This is a genomic window from Nostoc sp. UIC 10890 (assembly GCF_054786515.1).
Map to the genome: position 1 here is coordinate 339,825 of NZ_JBSGKF010000001.1, position 24,880 is coordinate 364,704.

Annotated in this window: 20 protein-coding genes; 10 read left to right on the plus strand and 10 right to left on the minus strand. The window is 41.2% G+C overall.

The window, feature by feature from the left end; all coding sequences use genetic code 11:
* Positions 1 to 204 precede the first annotated feature (204 nt).
* Positions 205 to 1,458, plus strand: coding sequence for a glycoside hydrolase family 10 protein (locus ACWATR_RS01505; protein WP_460340126.1), 1,254 nt, complete (start codon positions 205 to 207; stop codon positions 1,456 to 1,458).
* Positions 1,459 to 1,555: 97 nt separating this feature from the next.
* On the opposite strand, the gene ACWATR_RS01510 is transcribed toward ACWATR_RS01505, so the two are convergent.
* From ACWATR_RS01510 to ACWATR_RS01545, 8 genes are all read right to left on the minus strand, one after another.
* A complete protein-coding gene (locus ACWATR_RS01510; RefSeq protein ID WP_460340129.1) occupies positions 1,556 to 3,037 on the minus strand; it encodes a site-2 protease family protein in 1,482 nt (493 codons plus the stop codon).
* Between the two features lie 160 nt (positions 3,038 to 3,197).
* Complete coding sequence (locus tag ACWATR_RS01515; protein ID WP_460328821.1) at positions 3,198 to 3,323, minus strand: hypothetical protein; 126 nt, start codon at positions 3,321 to 3,323, stop codon at positions 3,198 to 3,200.
* Positions 3,314 to 4,336: a spore photoproduct lyase family protein gene (locus tag ACWATR_RS01520; RefSeq protein ID WP_460340132.1), complete on the minus strand. Its 1,023-nt coding sequence runs from the start codon at positions 4,334 to 4,336 to the stop codon at positions 3,314 to 3,316. The genes ACWATR_RS01515 and ACWATR_RS01520 overlap by 10 nt, the downstream gene beginning before the upstream one ends.
* A gap of 104 nt (positions 4,337 to 4,440) precedes the next feature.
* The gene (locus ACWATR_RS01525; protein WP_181930530.1) at positions 4,441 to 4,797 is read right to left on the minus strand and encodes a hypothetical protein; all 357 of its coding nucleotides are present in this window, start codon (positions 4,795 to 4,797) and stop codon (positions 4,441 to 4,443) included.
* A gap of 240 nt (positions 4,798 to 5,037) precedes the next feature.
* Positions 5,038 to 5,826 (minus strand): lipoate--protein ligase family protein, encoded by a 789-nt coding sequence (locus tag ACWATR_RS01530; protein WP_460328823.1) that lies wholly within the window; start codon positions 5,824 to 5,826, stop codon positions 5,038 to 5,040.
* 10 nt (positions 5,827 to 5,836) lie between these two features.
* Complete coding sequence (gene coaBC, locus ACWATR_RS01535) at positions 5,837 to 7,045, minus strand: bifunctional phosphopantothenoylcysteine decarboxylase/phosphopantothenate--cysteine ligase CoaBC (RefSeq protein ID WP_460328825.1); 1,209 nt, start codon at positions 7,043 to 7,045, stop codon at positions 5,837 to 5,839.
* A gap of 110 nt (positions 7,046 to 7,155) precedes the next feature.
* Positions 7,156 to 7,368: a protein IsiD gene (isiD, locus tag ACWATR_RS01540; protein WP_435024949.1), complete on the minus strand. Its 213-nt coding sequence runs from the start codon at positions 7,366 to 7,368 to the stop codon at positions 7,156 to 7,158.
* A gap of 153 nt (positions 7,369 to 7,521) precedes the next feature.
* Entirely contained in the window at positions 7,522 to 8,142 is a 621-nt protein-coding gene (locus ACWATR_RS01545; protein ID WP_460340135.1) for an alpha/beta hydrolase, read from the minus strand.
* 318 nt (positions 8,143 to 8,460) lie between these two features.
* Here ACWATR_RS01545 and ACWATR_RS01550 point away from each other — a divergent pair, with 318 nt between their 5' ends.
* The 4 genes from ACWATR_RS01550 (at position 8,461) to ACWATR_RS01565 (ending at position 13,535) form a co-directional block, all read left to right on the plus strand.
* Positions 8,461 to 8,838: a DUF1823 family protein gene (locus ACWATR_RS01550; protein WP_460328828.1), complete on the plus strand. Its 378-nt coding sequence runs from the start codon at positions 8,461 to 8,463 to the stop codon at positions 8,836 to 8,838.
* A 715-nt stretch (positions 8,839 to 9,553) separates the two neighbouring features.
* Positions 9,554 to 11,212 (plus strand): alpha-amylase family glycosyl hydrolase, encoded by a 1,659-nt coding sequence (locus ACWATR_RS01555; RefSeq protein WP_460328830.1) that lies wholly within the window; start codon positions 9,554 to 9,556, stop codon positions 11,210 to 11,212.
* Positions 11,213 to 11,410: 198 nt separating this feature from the next.
* Positions 11,411 to 12,466: a 3-deoxy-7-phosphoheptulonate synthase gene (locus ACWATR_RS01560; RefSeq protein ID WP_460328831.1), complete on the plus strand. Its 1,056-nt coding sequence runs from the start codon at positions 11,411 to 11,413 to the stop codon at positions 12,464 to 12,466.
* Positions 12,467 to 13,094: 628 nt separating this feature from the next.
* Positions 13,095 to 13,535 carry a thermonuclease family protein gene (locus ACWATR_RS01565; protein ID WP_460328833.1) on the plus strand — a complete coding sequence of 147 codons (441 nt, stop codon included), beginning with the start codon at positions 13,095 to 13,097 and terminating at the stop codon, positions 13,533 to 13,535.
* A 95-nt stretch (positions 13,536 to 13,630) separates the two neighbouring features.
* On the opposite strand, the gene ACWATR_RS01570 is transcribed toward ACWATR_RS01565, so the two are convergent.
* Positions 13,631 to 14,677 carry a threonine aldolase family protein gene (locus ACWATR_RS01570; protein ID WP_460328836.1) on the minus strand — a complete coding sequence of 349 codons (1,047 nt, stop codon included), beginning with the start codon at positions 14,675 to 14,677 and terminating at the stop codon, positions 13,631 to 13,633.
* Between the two features lie 667 nt (positions 14,678 to 15,344).
* Between ACWATR_RS01570 and ACWATR_RS01575 the strand changes: the two genes are divergently transcribed.
* From ACWATR_RS01575 to ACWATR_RS01585, 3 genes are all read left to right on the plus strand, one after another.
* On the plus strand, positions 15,345 to 16,127 hold the full coding sequence (locus tag ACWATR_RS01575; protein ID WP_181930524.1) for an ABC transporter ATP-binding protein: 783 nt from the start codon (positions 15,345 to 15,347) through the stop codon (positions 16,125 to 16,127).
* A 164-nt stretch (positions 16,128 to 16,291) separates the two neighbouring features.
* Complete coding sequence (locus ACWATR_RS01580) at positions 16,292 to 17,806, plus strand: MlaD family protein (RefSeq protein WP_460328838.1); 1,515 nt, start codon at positions 16,292 to 16,294, stop codon at positions 17,804 to 17,806.
* Between the two features lie 22 nt (positions 17,807 to 17,828).
* A complete protein-coding gene (locus ACWATR_RS01585; protein ID WP_460328840.1) occupies positions 17,829 to 17,978 on the plus strand; it encodes a hypothetical protein in 150 nt (49 codons plus the stop codon).
* Between the two features lie 97 nt (positions 17,979 to 18,075).
* Here ACWATR_RS01585 and ACWATR_RS01590 read toward each other — a convergent pair whose 3' ends face one another.
* Positions 18,076 to 18,372 carry a DUF3288 family protein gene (locus ACWATR_RS01590; protein WP_181930522.1) on the minus strand — a complete coding sequence of 99 codons (297 nt, stop codon included), beginning with the start codon at positions 18,370 to 18,372 and terminating at the stop codon, positions 18,076 to 18,078.
* A gap of 328 nt (positions 18,373 to 18,700) precedes the next feature.
* On the opposite strand from ACWATR_RS01590, the gene ACWATR_RS01595 reads away from it, so the two are divergent.
* Positions 18,701 to 21,154: an ATP-dependent Clp protease ATP-binding subunit gene (locus tag ACWATR_RS01595; protein WP_460340138.1), complete on the plus strand. Its 2,454-nt coding sequence runs from the start codon at positions 18,701 to 18,703 to the stop codon at positions 21,152 to 21,154.
* A gap of 2,058 nt (positions 21,155 to 23,212) precedes the next feature.
* Positions 23,213 to 24,532, plus strand: a complete 1,320-nt coding sequence (locus ACWATR_RS01600) for a calcium-binding protein (protein WP_460328842.1) — start codon at positions 23,213 to 23,215, stop codon at positions 24,530 to 24,532.
* The last annotated feature ends 348 nt before the right edge of the window (positions 24,533 to 24,880 follow it).

Below are 24,880 nucleotides of genomic sequence, written 5' to 3' on the forward strand. Positions count from 1 at the left end.
GCAGTGCGATCGCTCGTATTATAATTGACAATCACTAGCTGATAGCTGGGATTGGCAAGGGCAAGATTGACGATCCCCAGTCCACACTCCCTCTTTCATGTTTTCTGGTGTATGCACTTCATGACGATTGTTTTAGCGCTTACAATCGAAACGATCGCTATTTATGCTGATCGTTCATAATTTGATGATGTCTGTAACCAAATGATGAAAAGGTTTATAAAGTGGTGTGTTGAGTTTCTTTCTTGGTGGAATATTCGCCAAAGCAGAAAGTCGGGGTTATTTGTCGTTATGCTTACCTTGAGCGTGGTAGCTACGGTAATGCTATCGTTCCCTTTGAACGCTCAAATTAATTTGCCACAAACGCCCACATCTGAATTAAGGGGGGTGTGGTTAACAAATATTGATAGTGATGTGTTATTTGAGCGCGATCGCCTCAAGGGATCTTTGCAACGCCTTGACGAACTCAATTTTAACACCATATATCCGGCAGTTTGGAATTGGGGGTATACATTGTATCCTAGCAAAGTTGCTCAAAAAGTTATCGGGCGATCGCTCGATCCAACACCCGGACTCCAAGGGCGAGATATCCTCAAAGAAATTGTTGATGTAGGACATCAAAAAGGGTTAACAGTAATTCCCTGGTTTGAATTTGGCTTCATGGCACCAGCGGATTCTCTATTAGCTAAAAATCGTCCCCAATGGCTCACCAGTAAGAGTGACGGGACGCGGATTATCAAAGAAGGCACACATAATCGCGTTTGGCTAAATCCCTTTCGCCCAGAAGTACAACAATTTATTCAAGATTTAATCGTTGAAATTGTCAGAAACTACGATATCGATGGCATTCAATTTGATGACCATTTTGGCTTACCATCAGAATTAGGATACGATGCTTATACGGTGGCGCTTTACAAAAAAGAACACCGTGGTAAAGCTCCCTCCAAAAACTCTAAAGATCCAGAATGGGTGCGCTGGAGAGCGAACAAAATCACCGACTTTATGAAACGGGTATTTACAGCTATTAAAGCTACTAAAAAAAATTGCCTAGTTTCTGTTGCTCCTAATCCTCAACGTTTTTCCTACGAATACTTTTTAGCAGACTGGCAAAAGTGGGAACGCATGGGAATTGTTGAAGATTTGGTTTTGCAAATCTATCGTGATGATTTAAATGTTTTTGTTAAGGAATTAGAATACCCAGAAGTGAAAGCCGCACAGCGTCATATTCCGGTCAGTATTGGCATTTTAGCTGGGTTGAAAAATCGGTCTGTACCGATGCAGCAGATTCAAACACAAGTGCAAAAAGCACGCGATCGCAATTTTGCTGGAGTCTCTTTCTTTTTCTATGAAACCCTCTGGAACATGAGCAAAGAAAAGCCCCAAGAACGTCAACTCGGCTTCCAGAAAATTTTCCCGACACCAACGGCTTACCCGAATTTGCTAGCAGGTTGGAAACCGTAGAAAGGTGGAGAGTTGTAGAGATGCCATTAATCGCGTCCCTACAACTCCTAACTCCTAACTCCTAACTCCTAACTCCCAACTCCTAACTCAGCACTCTCTATCCTATTCCCAAACGCCCAGCCAAACCTGGAGTCAGAGGTAATAGGGTAGTAATCATCAAGAATAAAGCTAAAAGCCCCAAACCGGCTCTAGCGTCATCGGGTTCAGTAATTTCATTCAAGCTGGGGCGTTCTTGATCTCGTTGTAAGAAGAAAATGACGATCGCCCAGTACATGGCAATCATATTACCGAGAGACACTAGCGCCAGTAAAATTAAAGTTGCGATCGTTGCCCGTCCTGCGGTTTTGCGTCCATAAATCGCCTGAACAATCCGGCCACCATCTAGTTGTCCTGCGGGCATTAAGTTTAAAGCCGTGATAATTAACCCCAGCCAACCAATTATCACTAAGGGATGAACACTTACCAGGGATGACTGTAAAGCCGAACCAAGGACAACTCGCGCCAAACTTCCCACCAAAATTGACCCTTGAAAAAACTGATTGGGCAATTGAAATAAACTACCTGGGTGGGAAAGCAGCAAGCCTGTCACCAGCATTAACAAAGAAACGATACCACCTGCGGCTGGCCCTGCTAAGGCGATATCAAATAATACCTTGCGGTTGGGCAACAAAGATTCAAAGCGGGTAATTGCACCAAAAGAGCCAATTTGCACTGCGGGTAGAAAGAAAGGCCAGCTAAGGCGGATTTGGTGACGCCGCGCAAGTAACCAATGACCGATTTCGTGAGCGACTAAAATCGAAAATATCCCAGCACCGATGGGCAAAGCTTCTTGAAACCGCGCTGGATTGCCAAAGAAATCAAAATTCAGCAGTAATCCCGCAGCTTCTAAACTTGTGGCAATGGTCGCTATCAACAGAATACCTGCAAAAGCTTTTTGCGATAACAACATCGGCCGGGGATCATTGCGACTCGGCAGGACAATCACTACTGGTCTACCATCTGTATTTTCCACTAAAAACAGGCGATATTGATCACCAAGGCGTTGCCGTAAACTTGCCGTTAGACGGTTGTGAGTCTCTTCTGGTTCTCCCCGCAAATTGCCTTTGAAAATGGCTCCGTCTTGGTAGGCGATGGTTTCTGTGGCAAAAAACGTATCGATACCGAAAATACCTTTAATTGCATTCAAGTCATCTTCCGGTATTGGCGGAATCTCCGCTTTTTGTTCTGCTGCTGTTGGTTGTGGGGAATTTGCTTCAATTGAGGAAGCAGCAGCAAGCCTTTCTGTTGCGCGTTGCTTAAGGATGTCATCTTGCCCAGCGGCGCGTAACTGTCTGCCCAAGTAGATGTACAATCCAGCGGAAGTCACTATTAAGAACAATATACCCGCTATATTGACGTAAATCCCTGCGGCAAACAATCCAAAAAACAGAAGCCAGGGAGTCATCAACACCACCGACTGTAACCAGGCTAAGATTCCCAGCTTACCAAAAGGTCTGGCGCGATAAAAGCCCCAGCCCAAAATGCCTAAAGCTAACAGTAGGATTGCTGCCAGGATAGAAGTTTCTGATAAAGTAAACATCTCCAAACCTTTGCTATTGAGACTAAGCCAGAACAAGTCCGGTATTGCAGATACACTTATTAATGTATAACGCCGCCTGTCGTCTGCCCAAATTATGCAGCTTTGGGTAGGCATAAGAGACAGTTTATAAAGTAAATCTTAAGTAGGGTGTGTTATGGCTTTAGCCTAACGCACCAGCTTTTGAGCAACCTAAAAAGAGAGCGATCGCATCTTCTATTGATCGCTCTCTTGCCCAATAATTAATTTGCTCAAACTGTATTTGAGCGAAGTGATCTACTAAGTCCAATAAAGAATTTCAGCATTTGGAAAGCGTCTAGTAATCTCACTCTCAAAAAAGCAACGTAACGCCTTCATGGTGTCCTTCTCGTAAACGTACTTCGTCCCACCAAACTTATTACGCTTGACACTGCGTTTTGCCTCATCCATCTCTAATTTGGATTGCGGATACCAAGTTTGTAACACTTCTTTTGACCCAGGCGTGAACCGATGGGAAATTAACTCAAAGGTAAGATCACAGTCAAAATCCAGTGCCTCGTTTATCTGGTCAAATAAATAACTATAGTGCATCTGCCAATCGTCTATCGGCATAATTGGCGCAATCACCAAGCCTACAGGATATCCGCCACCACCACGTTCTTGTGGTAACGCCAACCGTCGCAATGCATTAAGTCTGGATGCTACGGATGCTGTGCCACCTTCAAACTTACCAGAAATCGGTGCAGCATTAACGCTCATCCGACAGCGAGTATTGCCATTGTGTGGTAAGTCGAGTAATCCATCCACAGCATCAAATTTCGATACCCAACGTAGATGTGCATTGGTACGAGTGCCAAAGTAACGGATACATTCAGCAAGACTTCCAGTTAAATGCTCAATACCCAATGGATCTGTGTAACAGCTAACTTCAAAACTTGTGGTTTTCCCCTTCTGCTCGTAATTCGCTAAGTTCTCTAATATCTGCGGTAAGTTGGCAAAAGCGCGGATGACAGGTGGCCCTGACAAGCTACCCGCTAGGTAGCAGTATTGACAATGAGCCGGACAACCTTCGGCAAGGTGAAACTGCCAATCCGCAGAAGGTGGGATCGGACTCAGTTTAAAAGAACTGGGTGGTGCAGTAACCACCGCTAAGGTACGCTTGGCGATGTTGTAAGTATCCCGCTCAGATTCACCGCGCAGACCCTTCAGACGGTTCTGTGATAGTTCTTCTATTGGTAAGTTGAGTGACTGCACACGCGCAAGAATCTGCTGCCCCCAATCCTCATCTAAGGCAGCAGGTGTAAACAGTACCCGTTCAGGTATCCACAACTTTGGCGATCTTGTTTGTGTATCTGATACTGAAACTTGGTCTGTAATGGTATTCAGCAATATCGTTCTCCGTTATGAAAGTTTGCTGACTTCTACAATTAATTTTCAAGGACTTGCTTAAGTCGTCGCTCTAACAAATCAAGATCCAAAGTGCCTTCATCACGGCTAATTCGTCGCACAGTCGAATTAACATTACCTAGATTTACCAATAAATCTTGAAGAATTTCTTGCTGCTGACGGGCTTGAGTAACCTCGCGTGGTTCCTGTACTAAATCACGCACGATGGTATCTTCAGCGCGAGAGGCGATAATTGGATCGCTTTGCCCTTGAATGTGAACAAAGGTTCGTCGCCCTGGGCCTCGCTCCTCTTCTATTGGTATAACTGCTGTTACTTGGTCAGAACGCACATATTTGCCAAATCCCAAATGGACTAGCTCTGATGAGAGTATTTTCATATAATTGAAGCGTTATTTTTATGCCTTACTTATATTGTAGAATCTATAAAAGTGACTTAAAGCCATAGACCATACGGGTTATACCCAATTGAAAGTAGTAGTTTCCTTTACCAGCTTTTGGGCTTGTTCTGGGGTAAGATTTGCTCTTATGCTCTTAGCATTTTCATTTGCCCTGCAAAACTACGCTGTACAGCTATTTGACTTAAAAAGAATTGGCTTTCTACGTATTTTCTACATAAGCTAAAGTTTGGGAATAGGCGTTTGCACCTCATAAAGCGATCGCAATTTCAGGATATCTTGCCATTCGAGATCAGTGAATGGTTGGGTAACTAGTTCTATGTCAAAGTACTGTTTGGCTGTCTCTGTCAGTGTATCCACAATCTTGACAATCCAATCATCCTGTTCCTGTGTGTTGCAAAGCGAGGTATTCCACGGAGCCGGTTGTTCAAAGATTTCTTGAAATAAACCTTTGTCTGTAGACAAAATCATTGAGCCGTGTTGAAGAATGGTATTTCTTCCCTTGCGTTGGGCGCTACCAATGAATTTACTTCCATCGGTAGTAACTAAGTCCGCGGCTGTTGCTGTGTTGAAACAACTGGGATTATGAATGTAACCCCGTCCAGCAGAACCATAATTTAACTCAATACCCAAGGTTTGCCAGCCTTGAATTAAAAAGTTACAGATTTTTTCATAAGTACCCCAGCTTTTTCCACTACTTGCTGAGGTAATTAGGGCGTAGCTTAAATCTCCCTGATGGAGAACAGCTCTACCTCCCGTTGGTCGACGAACTAGATCGAGTCCCTGTCCCTGGTAAATCAGATTATGCCATTCAGCAGGCCATTGTTTTTGCAGATGTCCCAAAGAGAGCGCGTGGGGATACCAGGTATAAAAACGGAGGGTAGGTTGGTGCTGTCCCTTTTCACATTGGTTGAACAACCAAGCATCGATCGCCATTTGCACTGCTCCTGATGTCTGAAGCATCGGGATGAAACGCCAAGTAGATGGTGACTCGGTTGCTAATTGTCTCATCTGTTTCAGACTATGGAAAGGAAAGAAAATCAAATAATTGATGCGCCATTTCTAATTTAGAACAAGGTGCAATTTCTACCTGATTTCCTTGAATATCTAAAAATATCGCTTGATTATTATCGCTACCAAAACCACTATCAGGTTGATCGATGGGATTAGCAACGATCGCATCTAATTTTTTCTTCTGTAACTTTTCTAATGCGGGCTTGACAATATCTCCAGTTTGTGCTGCAAAACCAATTAACATCTGATGCGGCTGTTTGAGTTCTGCTAACTGGGCGACTATATCCGCTACGGGTTCCAAAGGTAAAGCTTGGGGGAGCGATCGCTTGGGCAATTTTTCTGTACTATAATCTTTTGGCTTCACATCTGCCACGGCTGCTGACATCACAATGATATCAGCGTTGGGTAAACATTCCACCATGATGTGCTGCATTTCGTCTGCACTAATGACGGGAATCCCTTGTACTCCCAATGGTACATTCCAATTAACAGGGCCATGTACCAAAGTAACGTTTGCGCCTCGGTGAAGTGCTGCTTGTGCTAAAGCTAATCCCATTTTACCTGTGGAAGGATTGCCAATAAACCTTACTGGGTCAAGATACTCTCGCGTTCCCCCAGCGCTAATTAACACTCGTTTACCGACTAAATCTCGTTTACCTTGAGTGTGTAACAACGATTGGATGTGAGCGAATATTTCTGGAGGTTCTGCTAATCTACCAGCACCGATGCGATCGCACGCTAATAATCCTGATGCTGTATTCATCCCATGATATCGACTATCGATCAATAGCTGTTGCCAATTTCGCTGCACTGATAGCTGTTCCCACATATCCGTATTCATTGCGGGTGCTAACAGCACGGGACAAGTAGAAGCCAGCACGGTATTTGTGAGTAAATTATCCGCCATCCCGTAGGCTAACTTTGCTAATGTATTAGCTGTCAAAGGAGCAATTACCATGACATCTGCCCATTCACCCAACTCAATATGCAACGGACGAGAGTGAATTGGTTTCCAGAAATCATCATCGGTGTAGGCGGGATGACGAGATAGAGTGGCTATTGTCAGAGGCGTGATAAATTCTTGCGCCGAACGGGTGAGGATAACTCGAACCTCCACCCCAGTTTTAAACAGCGTCGAAACCAATTCACAAATTTTGTAGGCGGCGATACCGCCACCTACACCTATTAGAACCCTGTTAAATTTTGGATTAGTCATGGTAAAAAGTTAGGACTAAGTAGTAACTTAGGAGCAAGTAGTTACGAATATTAATTTCTAACTCCTAACTCCTAACTTCTAACTCCTAACTCCTAACTTCTAACTCTCAACTACGCTTCATCGTAGGCTTCCAAGTCTAAGAGGTAGATATAGGGTTCAACTAACTCTGGACGCTGAAATGCGATCGCTCGCAATAGATGCCAATCATTTAAACCCTCAAAAGCATTACTATAATTATCTAGCTCCAGACGTGTAGCCAGTTCTTCTACTTCTGCCGCAGTCATGGCAGCAATTTCTTTCCTGGAAATGCTTAGAGTTGTCATAATGCTCGCCCCTCCCTTATGCAGCACGCGCTTTCAGCATGGGTTAAGTTGCGCTGAACGCAGCCACCCTATATATATTACTCATTAGAGGTGATTCATTTCGTGAAATTTTTAGCATTTATACCAGAATTTATAAAAAATTCGTAATTCTGACTAGCCAATTAGATTTACAACGAAATTCCGTAGCACCTCTAACGTTTGTGGATTTATTTCATGCCCCATGTCAAATTCGTGATATTCTACCGCCACTCCTAGAGACTCTACAGTTTCTCGTGCCTTCAAAGCAGCTTTCAGAGGTACAACTTCATCATATCTCCCGTGGCTGATTAAAATCGGTGAAATTCCACTTTTAGCTGCTGTTAGTGCATCAGGATGTAAATACCCACTCATAACAGCTAAACCTGCTAGAGGTAATTTTGATCCGACATCTAAAGTCATTGCCCCACCTTGAGAAAATCCACATAAAATGGTGCGTGATAAAGGTACGCCAGTGGTACTTTCTAAAGATTCCAAAAAATCTGTTAGCAGTTGCCGACTTTCTACCAACCCTTCATACATATTTTCTACCCGCAGGTCATACCATGCCCTCCCTACAGGGGAATAGGGATAAGGATAAGGTGCATTGGGTAATACAAACTGGTAATCAGGTAAGTTGAGCAAGGGTAACAATGATGCTACATCCTCAGCATTAGCTCCCCAACCATGCAAAGTAACAATTAAACCTGCGGGGGGTTGAGAAGTGGCTCTAGGAACGGTAAGAACTTGTAAAGACAGAGGTTTACTCCTAAAATTTTACTCTTTTAATAAATCCTATCTCTTCAAGCAGACTTAGTATTTAGCTAATTTACTGCTTGCCAAAGGACGAGAATAGAAATGTAATTCTTCTTTATACTTCTGTTTCCAGAGAATACCACGTTCTTTTACAGGTCGCCTACGGCTGCCTTTATTTCCATCATAATGATCATTATAAAAATAAAATTATCCCTATCTTTGGAATTGTAGCAAGGTAGTGATAAAGTATTTTTTACTACCTACTAATTGTTGTAAATTTAATTAATAGTCCATTTTTCCACTTATAATTTTGAACTGTTTATGTCTAACCTGCCGCCACTCAATACAGAAACAATTTGGGCAATTATCGAAGAGAAATTTGATGATGCCACAGTTAATCAGTTGCTATGGCATTATTTAGGCTATCGCTATGACTCCTCAACTGCACAATGGGACGCTAGCCAAGTTGCACCAGAATGGCAGAATGATTACCCACAACCACCAGATTTTATGGAATCTCGCCCCGCAACAGTTAAGTTGACTCGTTCTATTCCTGCTGAAAATAAACAAATGTTAAAAGAAAAACTGGGCTTCAAAGGTTATAAAATTGGCGAATTTGGACCTCGGCAAACTCGTAGAGCAACAGCTGCAAATTGGTTGTTAAGTTATCTGCAACAAACTAACGGCACAATTGAGTAATCTTATCAGCAGATATGTGGCAAAAAATATCCTATTTTTAACGACTATATCAATCCGATTTGATTGGGTGAAAAACTCCAAGTCTATTATTTATGGTTAAGGCTTCTGTAACGCACCACCCGAAGTTTTTGGTGCATAGCCTACGGTTAACACAACGCCATTTGCCACAACGGAAGCGCAGCGTAAAGCCTTCTCTTCTCTTTCAGAGACGCTAACGCATAGCTTGCTTCCACGAAGTGGTATGAGAGGTAATGCCTTCGGTATGGCTTCTCTACGAGACGCTACCGCATAGCTTGTTTCGACCTAGGAAGGAGTACGCTTAGAGCGAGTTATGGAGCGTCGATAACCTCTGCAAAGCACTGGCTCCCCTACATGTATTTAAAAAATCAAACATGAGTCTTATATCTACCATATTAGAGTTTAATAAAAAACTATTGATTTAGGTACTTAATTTTTGCAATTATATGTAATAGGTATTTAAAAATATTAGTTTTATAGGCAAAATATACAATACAGTAAATCTGTATTTTAGTCAATCATTAAGTGTTACAAACAGCCAAAAAGCAAAAAAGCATAGTTAAATTTTATAAAGTTTTTATCAATTATTCCTGAAGATAGAAGCACTGCTGATCTAATTATTTCTCTAGAGCGATTTGCAAATTCAATTTAGCATCAGAGAATACTCCTATCAACCCTTGATATTACAAACACTTCTATGGCAAAGCCAATTGAATTTAATTTATTTGCACCTTACAACAAAGGAGCCGCATTAATTGGTTCTTTTTCTGATTGGCAAGACATTCCAATGGAAAAAGGTGATGATGGTTATTTTCGTACAAGTGTTGAACTAGAAGATGGCGATTATAAATATAAATTTCGCGTTCAATCAAATTCATGGTTTTTTGAACCAGAACAATGGGTTGAGGTTACAGACCCTTATGCAACAGATATAGATGAATTGAGTGGAAAAGATGATGGTGTTATCCACATCAAAGATGGGCAAAGGATTACTGATACCTACGTTTGGCAACATGATGATAAACCTTTACCTGCTGACCACGAATTAGTAATTTATGAATTGCATGTTGGTGACTTTTCTGGTGGCGAGGATGACCCTTATGCACGAGGTAAGTACAAACATGTCATTGAAAAGTTAGATTATTTGTGTGAACTAGGAATCAACGCTATTGAGTTGATGCCACTTAAAGAATATCCTGGTGATTATAGCTGGGGTTATAATCCGCGCCACTTTTTTGCAACAGAATCAAGTTATGGTTCGACTGCTGGGTTGAAAAAATTGATTGACGAGTGTCATGGAAGAGGTATTCGTGTAATTATTGATGGTATTTATAACCACTCAGAAGCATCTGCTCCCTTAACACAAATTGACCACGATTACTGGTATCATCATGAACCTCGTGATCCTGATAATAACTGGGGGCCTGAGTTTAATTATGAACATTATGACGAAAAATTAGAGATTCATCCAGCGCGGAAATTTATTGGCGAAACAATCCGTTTCTGGATTGAGGAATATCATCTTGATGGTATTCGCTATGATGCAGCCAGGCAAATTGCTAACTACGACTTCATGCACTGGATTGTTCAGGAAGCCAAAAAAACTGCTGGTGCAAAGCCTTTTTATAATGTTGCTGAACACATTCCTGAAACTACCAGCATTACCAATGTAGATGGGCCAATGGATGGTTGCTGGCATGACAGTTTTTATCACTGCATTCTAGAACATATCTGCGGTGATACATTTGATTTAGAGCGTCTCAAAGATGTTATTGACTGCAAGCGCCAAGGCTTCTTGGGTGCTACCAATGTAGTAAATTACCTCACCAATCATGACCATAACCATGTGATGGTTGAATTAGGAAACCGTGAGATTTTTAACGAAGAAGCCTTTAGGCGGGCCAAATTAGGAGTAGCCATCCTCATGACTGCTGTTGGCGTACCTTTGATTTGGATGGGAGAAGAATTTGGCGAGTACAAACCTAAACAACCTGAATCATCAAAAATTGATTGGACACTGTTAGGTAATGATCTCAATCGTAGTTTATTTGAATCATACAAAGGTCTAACCAACCTGCGTAAAAGTAATCATGCACTTTACACAGAAAATATTGACTTTATCCACGAAAATGCCGATGCAAAAGTATTAGCTTATACTCGTTGGAATGATGAAGGTTCTCGTGTAGTTGTAATAGCAAATTTCTCAGAAAACTTCCTCGCTGGCTATCATGTTCCTAACTTTCCTAGTGCTGGTACATGGCACGAGTGGACAGGCAATTATGATGTCGAATCTGGTGATGATGGCATCATAACTGACTTAGGACCATACGAAGCTAAAGTATTTGTATGGCAGTAAAAATATACACTACAACTCAATCAGTAGTCTAATAGCAAATAAAAAGGGGGAAAATATTCCCCCTTTTTATTTTATGATCTTAATCATCTACAGTCTAATTAGAAATTTGTCAAGCATAAAAAAGGCTATTTAAAAAAATCATGAGTTTGTGTTACAATTCTGAGTTGAAGTGCGTATATAAAGTTTCAAAATCATCCCATGCACAACACATTATTTAATAGTAATATCGACAACGCGAACATTGAGAACGATCGCATTTTATTAACTCCCAATGAAGTCAAATCAAAATTCCCTTTAACACAATTAGCAGAACAAAGAGTTTTAGCATATAGACAAGAAATAGAACATATCCTAGATTTTCAGGATCGTAGAAAATTTATAGTAGTTGGCCCATGCTCAATCCATGATCCAAAAGCAGCGCTCGAATATTCTGAGAGGTTGAAAATATTGGCCGAGCGAGTCCAGGATAAGCTGCTACTAATTATGAGAGTTTACTTTGAAAAACCAAGAACAACCGTAGGCTGGAAAGGGTTAATTAACGATCCAGATATGGATGATTCTTTCCATGTAGAAAATGGGTTATTAATTGCACGAGAGCTATTATTAAAAATTACAGAGTTGGGATTACCGGCTGGCACAGAAGCACTAGATCCGATCATCCCCCAATATATTAGTGAACTGATTACATGGTCTGCCATTGGAGCACGCACCACCGAATCACAAACTCACCGCGAAATGGCAAGTGGACTTTCGATGCCTGTGGGTTTTAAAAACGGTACTGACGGCAATATTCAAGTAGCTTTGAATGCTCTCCAATCAGCCGGAAATCCGCATAATTTTCTGGGAATTAATCAAAACGGACAGGTGAGCGTATTTCAAACTAAAGGTAATGGTTATGGTCACGTAATTTTAAGAGGTGGTAGTCAACCCAACTTTGATGCAGCAAATGTAAAAGTGGTAGAAGAGAAATTAAAACAGGCAAATTTACCACCGAGAATTGTTATTGACTGTAGCCACGGCAATACTAATAAAGATTACAAATTACAAGGTGCTGTCTTAGAAAATATTATTCAGCAAATAGTGGATGGTAATACATCAATAGTTGGCATGATGCTGGAATCGCATTTGTATGAAGGTAGTCAACCGATTACTGGTAAAGAAGAATTAAAATATGGTGTTTCTGTAACCGATAAATGTATTAGCTGGGAAGAAACCGAAAAAATCATTTTGGCTGCTCACGAAAAACTTAAATAAACACCAAGTGATATTTTGCCCAAGAAGATAGTTTCTGCTTGTGGCGACCCCTTTAAAAAGCAGGGCTATTTTATCCATAAGGGCAAAAAGTTTGTCAATCTAGAGTTTAGAGGTTGTTTGAAAAGTCTAAATTATTACTTGCCTCTGCGACTAGAAGTCGCGGCTACACAGACAAAACCCGCCTAAGCGGGTTATAAAACAATACGGTTTATTTAAGGGCTAATTGTACAAAATTGTGGGTTTTTGAGACGCGATAAATCGCCGTCTCTACAAGTGTTTTGTCTTATCTGAACTGTATTGGGTTATAAAACTCGATTTTCTGCTAGTCCACGCAGGTGGACTTAGCTTGTGTAGTAGCGCATTATATTCGCTCAAAACTTTTCAAACATCCTCTTAGACTAAAGGTAGGCGATCGCTAACAAAAAATGTACGTGTAGTTATGATACATTCAATCCAAAGGAGAATCGCTATAGCTTAAGGAGTTACGCGATCGCACTTCCTTACGTAAATGCATCTTACCACTACAGGCAATATCTATTACTTTTACTTATAACTTGTGAGTTAAATCACACTAGCAATCTAAGCACTGAAATAAAATTATGTTTATGCATAAAATATTACGGACAAAATGATGGAGTTACTTGAACTAATTTTGGTGCTAGCTACAGTAGTTGGTATTGCAGACGGGAACACAATTTTGGTTAAAGATAATGCAGGACAAACAACCACAATAAAGCTAGCGTGTATTAATGCGCCAGAGGCAAATGGTCAGCCATCTGGTTTAGCAGCAACACAAAAACTAAAACAGCTACTACCACCTCAAACTCCTGTCGTAATTAGAAACACAGAACAACTCAAAAACGGTCACGCAGCTGGTGAAGTGTTTGTGAATAATCGGTCAGTAAATCTCCTTTTGGTAGAGTCAGGTAATGCTATAGTTGACCGAGAATCTTTACAAAATTGCTACGAGAGCAAAACCCAATTTTTAATTGCAGAAGCTAATGCTCAAAATAAGCGCTTGGGATTGTGGCAGCAACCAAAAGTGCGGTTGAAGTTTAATACCAAGTAAGCACTTGTATTGCCAGTTATCACTAATTGCATTTACTTAATTTAGAGCAGCTTTAAGATTGCTATACTTATTTCATTATTTTCCATTTTTTATATTTATTTTTTGTCAAGAGTTGCGTTTTTAATATCACCAATCAATTCATCAATCCTTGATTGAGTAGTGTTCCAAGAACACATAAAACGTACTCCTCCTACACCAATAAATGTATAAAACTGCCAGTTCTTGGCTTTTAAGCTGTGAATTACTTGTTCAGGTAATTTAACAAATACGGCGTTGGCTTCTCTAGGAAACATTAAGTCCACGCCTTCTATGTTTAATAGTTGATTTTCCAAGTATTCAGCACATTGATTAGCATGTCTAGCATTTTTTAGCCAAGCACCGGTTTCCAATAAACCCAACCAGGGAGCGGAAATAAACCGCATTTTTGAAGCTAGCTGGCCTGCTTGCTTGCATCGATAGTCAAAATCCTCTGCTAATGCTTTGTTGAAGAAAAGAATCGCTTCACCCAATGCCATGCCATTCTTTGTACCACAAAAGCACAATACATCGATTCCAGTTTTCCAGGTAATTTCAGCAGGGCTTTGATTCATAGCGGCAACTGCATTTGCAAAACGAGCGCCATCCATGTGAATCTTTAAGTTATACTTTTTCGCAACTTCTTTAATACTTAAAAGTTCTTCAATAGAATATAAAGTCCCTAATTCAGTTGATTGTGTAATACTAATAACTTTAGGTTTTGGATAATGAATATCAGTCCGCTTAGTGATAATTGCCTCTATCGACTCTGATGTTAATTTACCATTTTTACCTTGAGCTAGTAACAGTTTAGAACCATTAGATGCAAATTCAGGTGCGCCACATTCATCTGTTTCTATGTGAGATGTCTCATGACAAATAACGCTGTGATATGACTGACAAAGAGCAGCTAAAGATAAAGAATTTGCTGCTGTACCGTTAAAGGTAAAAAATACTTCACAATCAATTTCAAATAGTTCCCGAAAATAATCTGTGGCTTTTTGAGTCCATTCATCATTTCCATAAGCTGGAACACTACCATGATTTGCCCTAATCATATATTCCAGTGCTTCAGGACAAATACCAGAAGAATTATCACTAGCAAACTGTTCTAATTGGCTACTCATAATTTTTACTTTGATTTTTTAACAGTAATTGTTACAATACTAGTAAATATTTTTGGACTTTGCCAACTCCAGGATTGACAGGTAAGACTATTAAACTCTCCAATCATCTAATAACTCTGTTACTTGCAATAACTTTGGATGGCAGGAAAATAAATTTTTCTATAGCTATACTTAATCATTTATGAAAAAAGGTTTTGGACTTATATAAAAAGTTGAAAATCTGAATATTTTGATTTTCAGAAATTAAATTTGATTTTTATATCTGGTATAAACCTATTAATTATATTTTTATTGTCGGAGCTTTTTTCTTAGTAGTTATAATATCAGTTAAGTACATTTATACTAATAGACAATTTTGCTGATGTCTACAGAAAATTAGAGTCTTATTTTACCATCACTGAGACGTTTATTTACTACGGTGTCTTTGCCAGCCTTGCGTTGAGAGTATTTTGGGACGTTAAACATCGCAAATAACTAGATATTATGCTAAAAAAATAAAGTTTGCTAATCAGAATACTAATCATATACTTATACTTATGATGTACTATACAATGCCCTACCAATAACTCTGACATCACTATTGGGCATATTTGTCCTTTGTTAGTTCTCAGTAGTCATTTGTTTATTTTCTACTGACTAATGACCAATGACCAATGACTAATAACTAATGACTGAACCATTGATTGAACTGAAAGGTGTTTCTAAGTCCTTTGGTAGCCATAAAGTTCTAGATAATGTAGACTTGACCATTTACCGGGGAGAAGCACTGGGGATTATTGGCCCATCGGGGACTGGTAAATCAACTATCTTACGAGTAATGGCGGGGTTACTTACTCCCGATGAAGGAGAAATTTATGTGCAAGGAGTGCGGCGAGACGGTTTGATTGAAGATGGTGGCCAACAGGTTGGCATTGGCATGGTGTTTCAACAGGCGGCGCTATTTGATTCGCTGACAGTGGAGGAGAATGTAGGATTTTTACTTTATCAAAATTCAAAGCTGCCGCGATCGCGCATCCGAGATTTGGTAAAAGAAAAATTGGAGATGGTAGGTTTACCAGCAATAGGCCACCTCTACCCAGCCGAACTTTCCGGGGGAATGCGAAAACGGGTGAGTTTTGCCCGTGCGATTATGTCTAACCCCGACAGTCCCAGCGAAGGCGCAGAAGTTCTACTATACGACGAACCAACAGCCGGACTTGATCCCATTGCCTCAACAGTAATCGAAGATTTAATCCGCCATTTACAATGTTTACATGGAGTTTGTAGTACTTATGCTGTTGTTACCCACCAAGACAGCACTATCCGCCGTACAGCTGATAGACTTATATTTCTCTATGAAGGTAGAGTGCAGTGGGAGGGTACAGTTAGTGAAATATACAACACAGAAAATCCCTTGATCAGACAATTTATTAGTGGAAGCGTTCAAGGCCCGATTAAAGTCGCCGGCTAGAAACTCAAAAGTGAGGAATGAGGAATTAAGAGTTAAGAGTTAAAAATGAGAAGTTAGGAGTTAAATTCAACTATTAATTCCTAACTATTCATTCCTAACTATTAACTCCTAACTATTAACTCCTAACTCCTAATTGGTTGTTGGTTGTTGGTGGAGGTAAAAAAATGCGAGGTCTTATGACAAGCCGCTTCGCGTCTGGGCGAACATTTAGAGAAGGTTCTGTGGGGTTATTACTCCTGCTAGGACTAGGGGTATTTGGATTACTTTTTCTGTGGTTAAATAGGTATACTGCTGCTGGTCGTTCATACAAAATTATTGTAGAATTTGCCAACGCTGGCGGAATGCAAAAGGGAGCAGCAGTTCGCTATCGTGGCTTTAAGGTAGGAACTATTTCCCAGGTTCAACCAAGGGCAAATGTTATTGATGTAGAGATTGAAATTGCCCAAACTGACCTAATTATGCCCCGGAATGTAGTGGTGGAAGCTAATCAAAGCGGGTTAATTAGCGAAAGTATTATCGATATCACACCAAGAACAACCTTACCTTCTGGGGTCGTGACTGCTAAACCCCTAGATAAAAGTTGTGATACTAGTCTCATAGTCTGTAATGGCTCTCGGTTAAAAGGTCAGGTTGGTATCAGTGTTGATGCACTCATTCGCAGTTCAACTGAGCTAGCCGCTGTATACAATGACCCAAAATTTTATAGAAATATTAATAGGGTTCTAGAAAGTACCACAGGTGCAGCATCCAGTTTTACTGAGCTAAGTCAGGATTTACAAGGTTTAACCAAAAGTTTACAACAACAACTTACTACCTTTTCAGCCACAGCTAATTCAGTGCAACGGGCGACAAACCAACTTAATACATCCGCCAATCAAACAGTAAATAAATTTGGTGCAACTGCAACTCAAGCAAATCGATTGCTGAACAACCTGGATAATCTGTTGACAACAAATCGTTCGGCGCTAGTTGGTGCTTTGAACAATATCACCGAAACCAGCAACCAATTGCGTGTTACAGTCAGTAGCTTATCACCATCTGTCAATCGATTGACTCAAGGTGAATTACTCAACAATTTAGAAGCTCTTTCAGCAAATGCAGCGCAAGCCTCAGCTAATTTACGCGATGCTTCTCAAACCTTAAATGATCCAAAGAATGCGGTGCTGCTGCAACAAACCTTAGATTCAGCACGAGTAACCTTTGAAAATACCCAAAAAATTACATCTGATTTAGATGAATTGACAGGTGATCCTAATTTTCGCCAAAATCTGCGGCAATTGGTGAATGGTTTAAGTGGTTTAGTCTCTTCTACACAACAGATGCAGCAACAAGTGCAAGTTGCTACCACTCTAGATTCGGTAAAAGCTGCTGTGAGGAAACCAAAGAATCTAATTCCTACCCCAGAACCAACCCAACAGGCGACGTTTAATGAAAAGTCGCTACCCGTTTACGTGATTAATCCCTCACCTACTAATTTTGGAAATATCGATACCAACCTTCAAACAACCCCCAGTCCGTCTATTCCTAACTCGTCCCAAGAAAACCTATTGAAGCAGCTGCGGGAGTATGGCAAGCAACGGGAGCAACTGGAGACAGGAGAAGAGGCAATTCAAGTTGAACCTTCGGCTGCGCTCAGGATTAACAGTGAGCCAAGCGGAACTGTTGACAATTTTAAGTAAGATATTTTAGTGTAACGCAAGTGTGTTGAAGCTCATCGACACAACAGCACAATTAACTCAAGCATTACACGACCTGCAAGAGACACAATACAGTCTCGTGCAAAAAGAAAAAATGTCGGTACTGGGCAATCTTGTTACAGCCATTGCCCATGAGATTAAGGCACAGAATTAGCGATCGCCATTCCAGTAGGCAGTGCTGACTTAGGAGTTAGGAGTTGGGAATAGGAAAAAATAACTAATGCCCATTCCCCATTCCCCATCCCCCATAATTAATTCCAATCCTGTTCGTCTTTCTTACCACGACTTTTGTAAATTCCCCCCAAATCGTGAATTTGACGAGTTTTCTCAAAAAGCTCGGCTTCGCTCAAACCCCACTGCTGCAAGACTTTATCTAGGTCTTTCTGGATGTCTCTCGCCCCTGGAAACCCTTGATAACGCATTCGCAGTCTAGCCAATTCTGCTAAGTTATAGTCTGTCGCCTCTTGAGCGAGTAAAATATCAATAAGGGGGCGATCGCGGTTATAAAGTGGATGTTGTTGATCTTTACCGGCCTTTGCTTCAGTCATTGTCAGTCCTGAGTTTAGAGTGCTAAGTCCTGAGTTTTAAGTTTAGCTGACAGTGAAAAACAGGACAGACAAAAGAAAATTGTCAAATACCGAAAACTTAACTGTCAACTTTGTAACTCTTGACTTCCTACATACTCCACTCAGCACTCACTACTAAGTACTCAGCACTCCTAGTAGACGGCAAGTACACCTGATGTCTTACGGCTCTCAACACTGCCACTTAACTTTAAATAAAGTTACATTAGTCCTTAAGAAAATACAAAAAACTTTAGATGAGGGTGAATTTATCTCACCCAAAGTCCAAGCAGCGAGGGAGCAAGAACCCATTATGTTTGAACACTTCACTTCCGAAGCCATTAGAGTAATTATGTTAGCTCAGGAGGAAGCACGTCGCCTGGGACACAATTTCGTAGGAACTGAACAAATTCTCCTGGGTTTGATGGGAGAAGGAACTGGGGTTGCTGCTAAAGTGCTGGCTGAATTAGGCGTTACCCTCAAAGACGCACGTCGCGAGGTAGAAAAAATTATTGGTAGGGGTTCTGGCTTTGTACCACCAGAAATTCCTTTTACTCCTAAGGTGAAAAGCCTCTTCGAGCAATCGTTTAAAGAAGCTCATAGTCTAGGACAGAATTACATTAACACTGAACACTTACTCTTAGGATTAACCGAGGCTGGTGAAGGTGTCGCCGCCAAAGTACTGCAAAATCTAGGGGTTGACTTCAAGGCTGTCCGCAGTGCCATAGTTCGCCGTTTGGGTGAAAATGCACCGGCTTTCGCTGGTAGTGGTAGTCAAAAGCGCACTCAACCGCTAACTATGGAAGAATTTGGCAGAAATTTGACCAAATTAGCCCAAGAAGGCAGACTCGACCCTGTAGTTGGTCGCGAGAAAGAAATTGAGCGGGCAATCCAAATTCTCGGTCGCCGGACTAAGAACAACCCAGTCTTGATTGGAGAACCAGGAGTTGGTAAAACTGCGATCGCAGAAGGTCTAGCTCAACGGATTGTCAACCAGGATGTACCTGAAACCTTACAGGACAAGCAAGTTATCAGCCTCGATATGGGGTCATTGGTAGCTGGAACTCGTTTCCGTGGCGATTTTGAAGAACGCATCAAAAAAGTCGTGGAAGAAGTCCGCACCGTGGGCAATATCATCTTGGTAATTGACGAAATTCATACCTTGGTTGGCGCTGGTGGTACAGAAGGTGGATTGGATGCAGCCAACATCCTCAAACCTGCCTTAGCACGAGGAGAACTCCAGTGCATCGGCGCAACTACCCTTGATGAATATCGGAAGCACATCGAGCGCGATGCTGCCCTAGAGCGTCGTTTCCAACCGATTAAGGTTGGGGAACCCTCAGTAGAGGAAACCGTACAAATTCTCTACGGCTTGCGCGGTGCTTACGAACAACACCACAAAGTCACGATTTTGGATGCGGCACTTGTTGCAGCAGCAGAATTATCAGACCGCTATATTAGCGATCGCTTTTTGCCAGATAAGGCAATTGACTTGATTGATGAAGCTGGTTCTCGCGTTCGTCTGCGGAACTCTCAAAGTTCTCCTAACAAAGAACTCAAGCGTGAACTCGCTGGCGTTACCAAAGAAAAAGAAGCAGCAGTCAGAGTCCAAGATTTTGACAAAGCTACACAACTTCGCGACCAAGAATTAAAACTTGCAGAACAACTGCAAGCAACCTTCACATCAAGCGAGCAACCTGTCAACTCGACTGTAGTTGATGAAGAAGACATCGCCCAAATCGTTGCCTCTTGGACTGGCGTACCAGTCAACAAACTCACTGAATCTGAGTCAGAGTTGCTCCTGCACCTAGAAGACACTCTGCATCAACGGCTCATCGGACAAGAGCAAGCAGTCTCGGCTGTATCTCGCGGTATTCGTCGCGCCCGCGTAGGCTTGAAAAATCCCAATCGTCCCATTGCTAGCTTTATCTTCTCTGGCCCTACTGGAGTCGGTAAAACAGAATTGGCGAAGGCACTAGCTTCCTACTTCTTCGGTGCGGAAGACTCAATGATTCGGCTAGATATGTCCGAATACATGGAAAGTCACACCGTCGCCAAGTTAATTGGTTCGCCTCCTGGTTATGTCGGATACGACGAAGGCGGACAACTTACAGAAGCCGTGCGGCGGAAACCATACTCAGTGCTGCTATTCGACGAAATCGAAAAAGCACACCCCGATGTATTCAATATGTTGCTGCAACTCTTGGATGACGGTCATCTTACCGATGCCAAAGGTCGGAAAGTTGACTTCAAGAACACGCTGATCATTTTGACTTCTAACATCGGTTCCAAGGTGATTGAAAAAGGTGGTAGTGGTTTAGGCTTTGACTTCGACACTCAAGCCGACGCTAGTTATAACCGCATCCGCACCTTGGTAAATGAAGAATTGAAAGCTTACTTCCGTCCAGAGTTCCTTAACCGTCTCGATGAAATTATCGTCTTCACCCAGCTTTCTAGGGATGAAGTGAAGCAAATTGCTGAAATTATGCTTCGTGAAGTTTCTAAGCGCTTGACAGAAAAGGGAATTATCTTAGAAGTTAGCGATCGCTTCAAAGAGCTTGTAGTACAAGAAGGCTACAATCCCAGCTACGGTGCTAGGCCATTACGTCGAGCAATTATGCGCCTTTTAGAAGATTCTCTCGCTGAAGCAATGCTGTCTGGTGAAATTACAGATGGAGACACAGCACTTGTCGATGTTGATGATGACTCTAAGGTGAGAGTGCAAAAATTAGAAAAACGAGAATTGCTCTTGGCAAATGTTGGTTAATTTTATACCCGATCACTTTTTGTTGTAATATTTGAGAAATACTCTAGCCTCTCATCTAATTAGAGGCATAAGCAGGGGCATCTCCGACAAACATCAAGTGAAATGGTATTATATCTTTCTCCCCTGGTATTTCTACCAGGGGCTTTTTTATGCAATTTTTTTGGATACAACAACACACGGGGGCAATACAGTTAGTTCTCAAGACTCCTGCATTAACGTGGTATGAATTTGATCACTTATATACTGTCCGCCTAATTAGCTTAATGAAGTAATCTTTAGCCCTTATTTTAATCTCAAAAAATAAAATAATAGACTATTTAAACTCGCAATTAACCACTAATTTACGAAATCTTTCTTTCTTTTCAAGATTTTAAAATAAATATTTGTTGTTAAAACAAGATAGAATTAAAAGATTCAAACCACTATTGAATAAGCTTTTAGCGTCGTTTACCTATCTTTATTATACTTATGTTTATTCGTGCCTTCTTATTTATTTCGTGATAACTAGCTGCTTAAATGTCTTATCTGTCCTTGCATTTTTACCATAAATTTGAGAATATATTGAAGTTAAGCAAAATCCATCAACATCTATCTATTGAGTAATAACTTCACCCACTTACCAGAGTTGACATAAAGAAAACCTAAACATAGATTTTTTGTTATTAAGTAAAATTTTTAACTAGTGAAAATATGTGTGGTTTTTTGGGAATCAATTTTTACCATCTTGTTACCCTCTGTATGGATTGTCGTTTTACTTAATAGCTAAATTCGCATTTAGTTTAGTCTATTTCGGCAAAATTTATGCGACTATTTTATTCTTTAAAAAGAAAAAATGTGTTTAAAAGCTAGTATAAAATGCTGCAAAAGAGTTATTAAATAGCTCTGTTCTCTGTCTTTAGGCATAACTTTATATACCTCTATTGACAGAAATAACTTACTATACAAATATATGTAACATGGATGAAAACTTGATTGTGCTTACTAATCCATCATCATAAATATCATCAGGTGTAGTCAGAAGTTTTTACAGATTAAGAAGTTTTTGAAACTTCGGAGTGAAAATTCTGGCACTTGGAGAAAACTCAGCAGCTTTTCTTGCTTGCATAAGAGTGTTCGTGCAGCTATTAATGCAAAAGATCATTATTGTCTGATAGTGATCTTATTAAAAGCCCTACAGTTCTCATTATCAATCTCGGCTCTCGGCTAGTGTTCAGTGTGTATATCGATCTCGGCTCTCAGTTCTCGGCTAGTGTTCAGTGGTGTATCGATTTATAACCTAATTGGAAAAACGTAATCATGTAAATTCGGATTGTGAAATGAATTAGGCAAATCAAATAACTGTGCGGTCATGATTTACTATTGTGGCTAAGTTGCCAAATAGTATATATATGTCTTACACAGAATATGCATCACCAAAGAAAGTCGACAAAAGGTTGACGCACACTTTGTTTTCAAAAGAAATCAAAGGTTAAAAGACCTATTTACCTAAAGTCGAAATCATAACCTTTACCTTTACCTCATGCAAAATGGGAGTTCTGGTTAGTGAAACTTAACTTTAAGAAAGTGGTAAGTAAAGGTGTGCGATCGCATCATATTTGAATTGTGGTCATTGTTGCTTCTAATTGTTAGCAGAAGCTACAACTGTCCAATTTTGTGATGCCGCATTATACCAAGTTGCAAAAGATACTTTTTTATAACTTCATTTACAACATTAAATGAAGGCAATGAAATCTCTGGTAATCATTAGGTGAGCCAGGAATATTATTTTGCTTACAAAATAATATCTCTGACAATTTGGTATTACCAAAAATACACAGATGCGAATGATTCACGAATGACATTGTGATTGTTCAAGCAATTCAAAGGATGTGATTTGCAGATGTTTAATCGTGTAGTTATGCAGTGTAAGTTTGATGATCTCTCCCAATATATTCTCATCATTTCTTAATCGCCCCTCTCTCAAACTTGGGAGAGGGGGAAGTGATGAGAATTACAAAAACTAACTTAGTTGTAAACAAGCCAAATACTTTTTTGAAACCCAAAAGCAAGGATTAATGTATGGCAATTAGAAATGGAACACCCGATTCCGATACCCTTCAAGGTACTAGTGCAGCTGACACGATTCGCGGCTTTGCTGGTGATGATCTGTTATTAGGATCAGGTGGTAATGACCTCATTCGAGGTGGGGAAGATAAAGATACTTTGTTTGGTGGAGCCGGTGCTGACAGACTATTTGGGGATGCTGGCGAGGACTCCCTCTTTGGTGAGGGCGGTAATGACACCCTCTATGGTGGACAGAGTGAGGACGATGTTCTTGATGAGAAAAACTTCCTCGATGGCGGCGCTGGTAATGACTTGCTCTTTGGTGGCTTCGAGGATACTCTGTTCGGCGGAGCTGGTAATGACACTCTGACAACTGCTAATAACAGTTTCGGTAAGAGCAATCTCAACGGTGGTGCAGGTGCCGACTCGCTAGTTGGCAGTGACAGCTTTATCGAAGGCGACACTCTTGATGGTGGAGCTGGCAATGATTTCCTCGATGGCTTAGGCGGTGATGATTTCCTTATCGGTGATGACACTTTGGGTGCGGCTGGCGCTGATACCCTTTTTGGTGGAGATGGTAATGACACTCTCCAAGGAGATGCTGATAGCTTAAGTGGTGGTGGCAATGATTTCCTAGATGGCGGAACCGGCGATGACTTCCTCGATGGTTTAGGTGGTGATGACATCCTCTTAGGTGGGGATGGTTTTGACACCCTCGATGGTGGGGATGGCAATGACAGCCTCAATGGTGGTCTTGGTACTAGTACCCTTTTTGGGGGAACTGGCAATGATACTCTCCAAGGCGGCGCTGAAGCTGACTACTTAGAAGGTGGGCCCGAAGAATTTGACGGCGACGACTCCCTCTTAGGTGGGGGTGGTTTTGACACCCTAGTGGGCGGTTCTGGCGATGATACCCTGTTGGGTCAAGGTGGTGATGACAATCTTGATGGTGGAACAGGAGTTGATAGCCTTGTAGGCGGTGCTGGCAATGACACCCTCTTCGGTGGACAAGACGCCGAGGAAGGTCAAACCGCACGCGACACCCTGACTGGCGGTGCGGGTACTGACATATTTGTGTTGGAAGAAGTAGGGTTTGAAGTACCAGATCCCGGTGAGCCAGCTGTACCTGCTCCTGTAGGCGACATTATCACTGACTTCCAGGATGGTGTAGATTTCTTCCAGGTTGACTTACCGTTTGAGGAACTCACAATCAGCCGTGTTGTTATTAATGGTCAAGCTAGTAGTCGGATTTCCATTACTGAAACTGGCGAACTGTTAGCGACTGTAATTAACGTGGCTCCTGCACTGGTCACAGAATTCGATTTTCTATCGTAAGAAATGGGCAACCAGGCGGTGTACTTGGGTACCAGCCAAGTAGCACACACCTGATAGTACCCAGAAAATCAACAGAGCAGCCGCAGCGTCACGATAACGTACTGAGCCACTTTTGGGGTTGATTGTTTCAATTTTATCTCTCCTGCTGTCTTTATAGTTGAAGACGGCAGGAGACTAATAGTCTGCCAACCCAAAAATGCAGGGTGAAGATTGGGGAAAAGGATAAAACACCTTTACCCGAATTGCACTAAGAAAAGCCCAAAGGCTTGTGTAGTCTCGTTCCCAGCCTGGAGGCTGGGAATGTATTTAAAAGAGGCTCTGCCTCTTGTCAAACTACTGCCTCCCAGA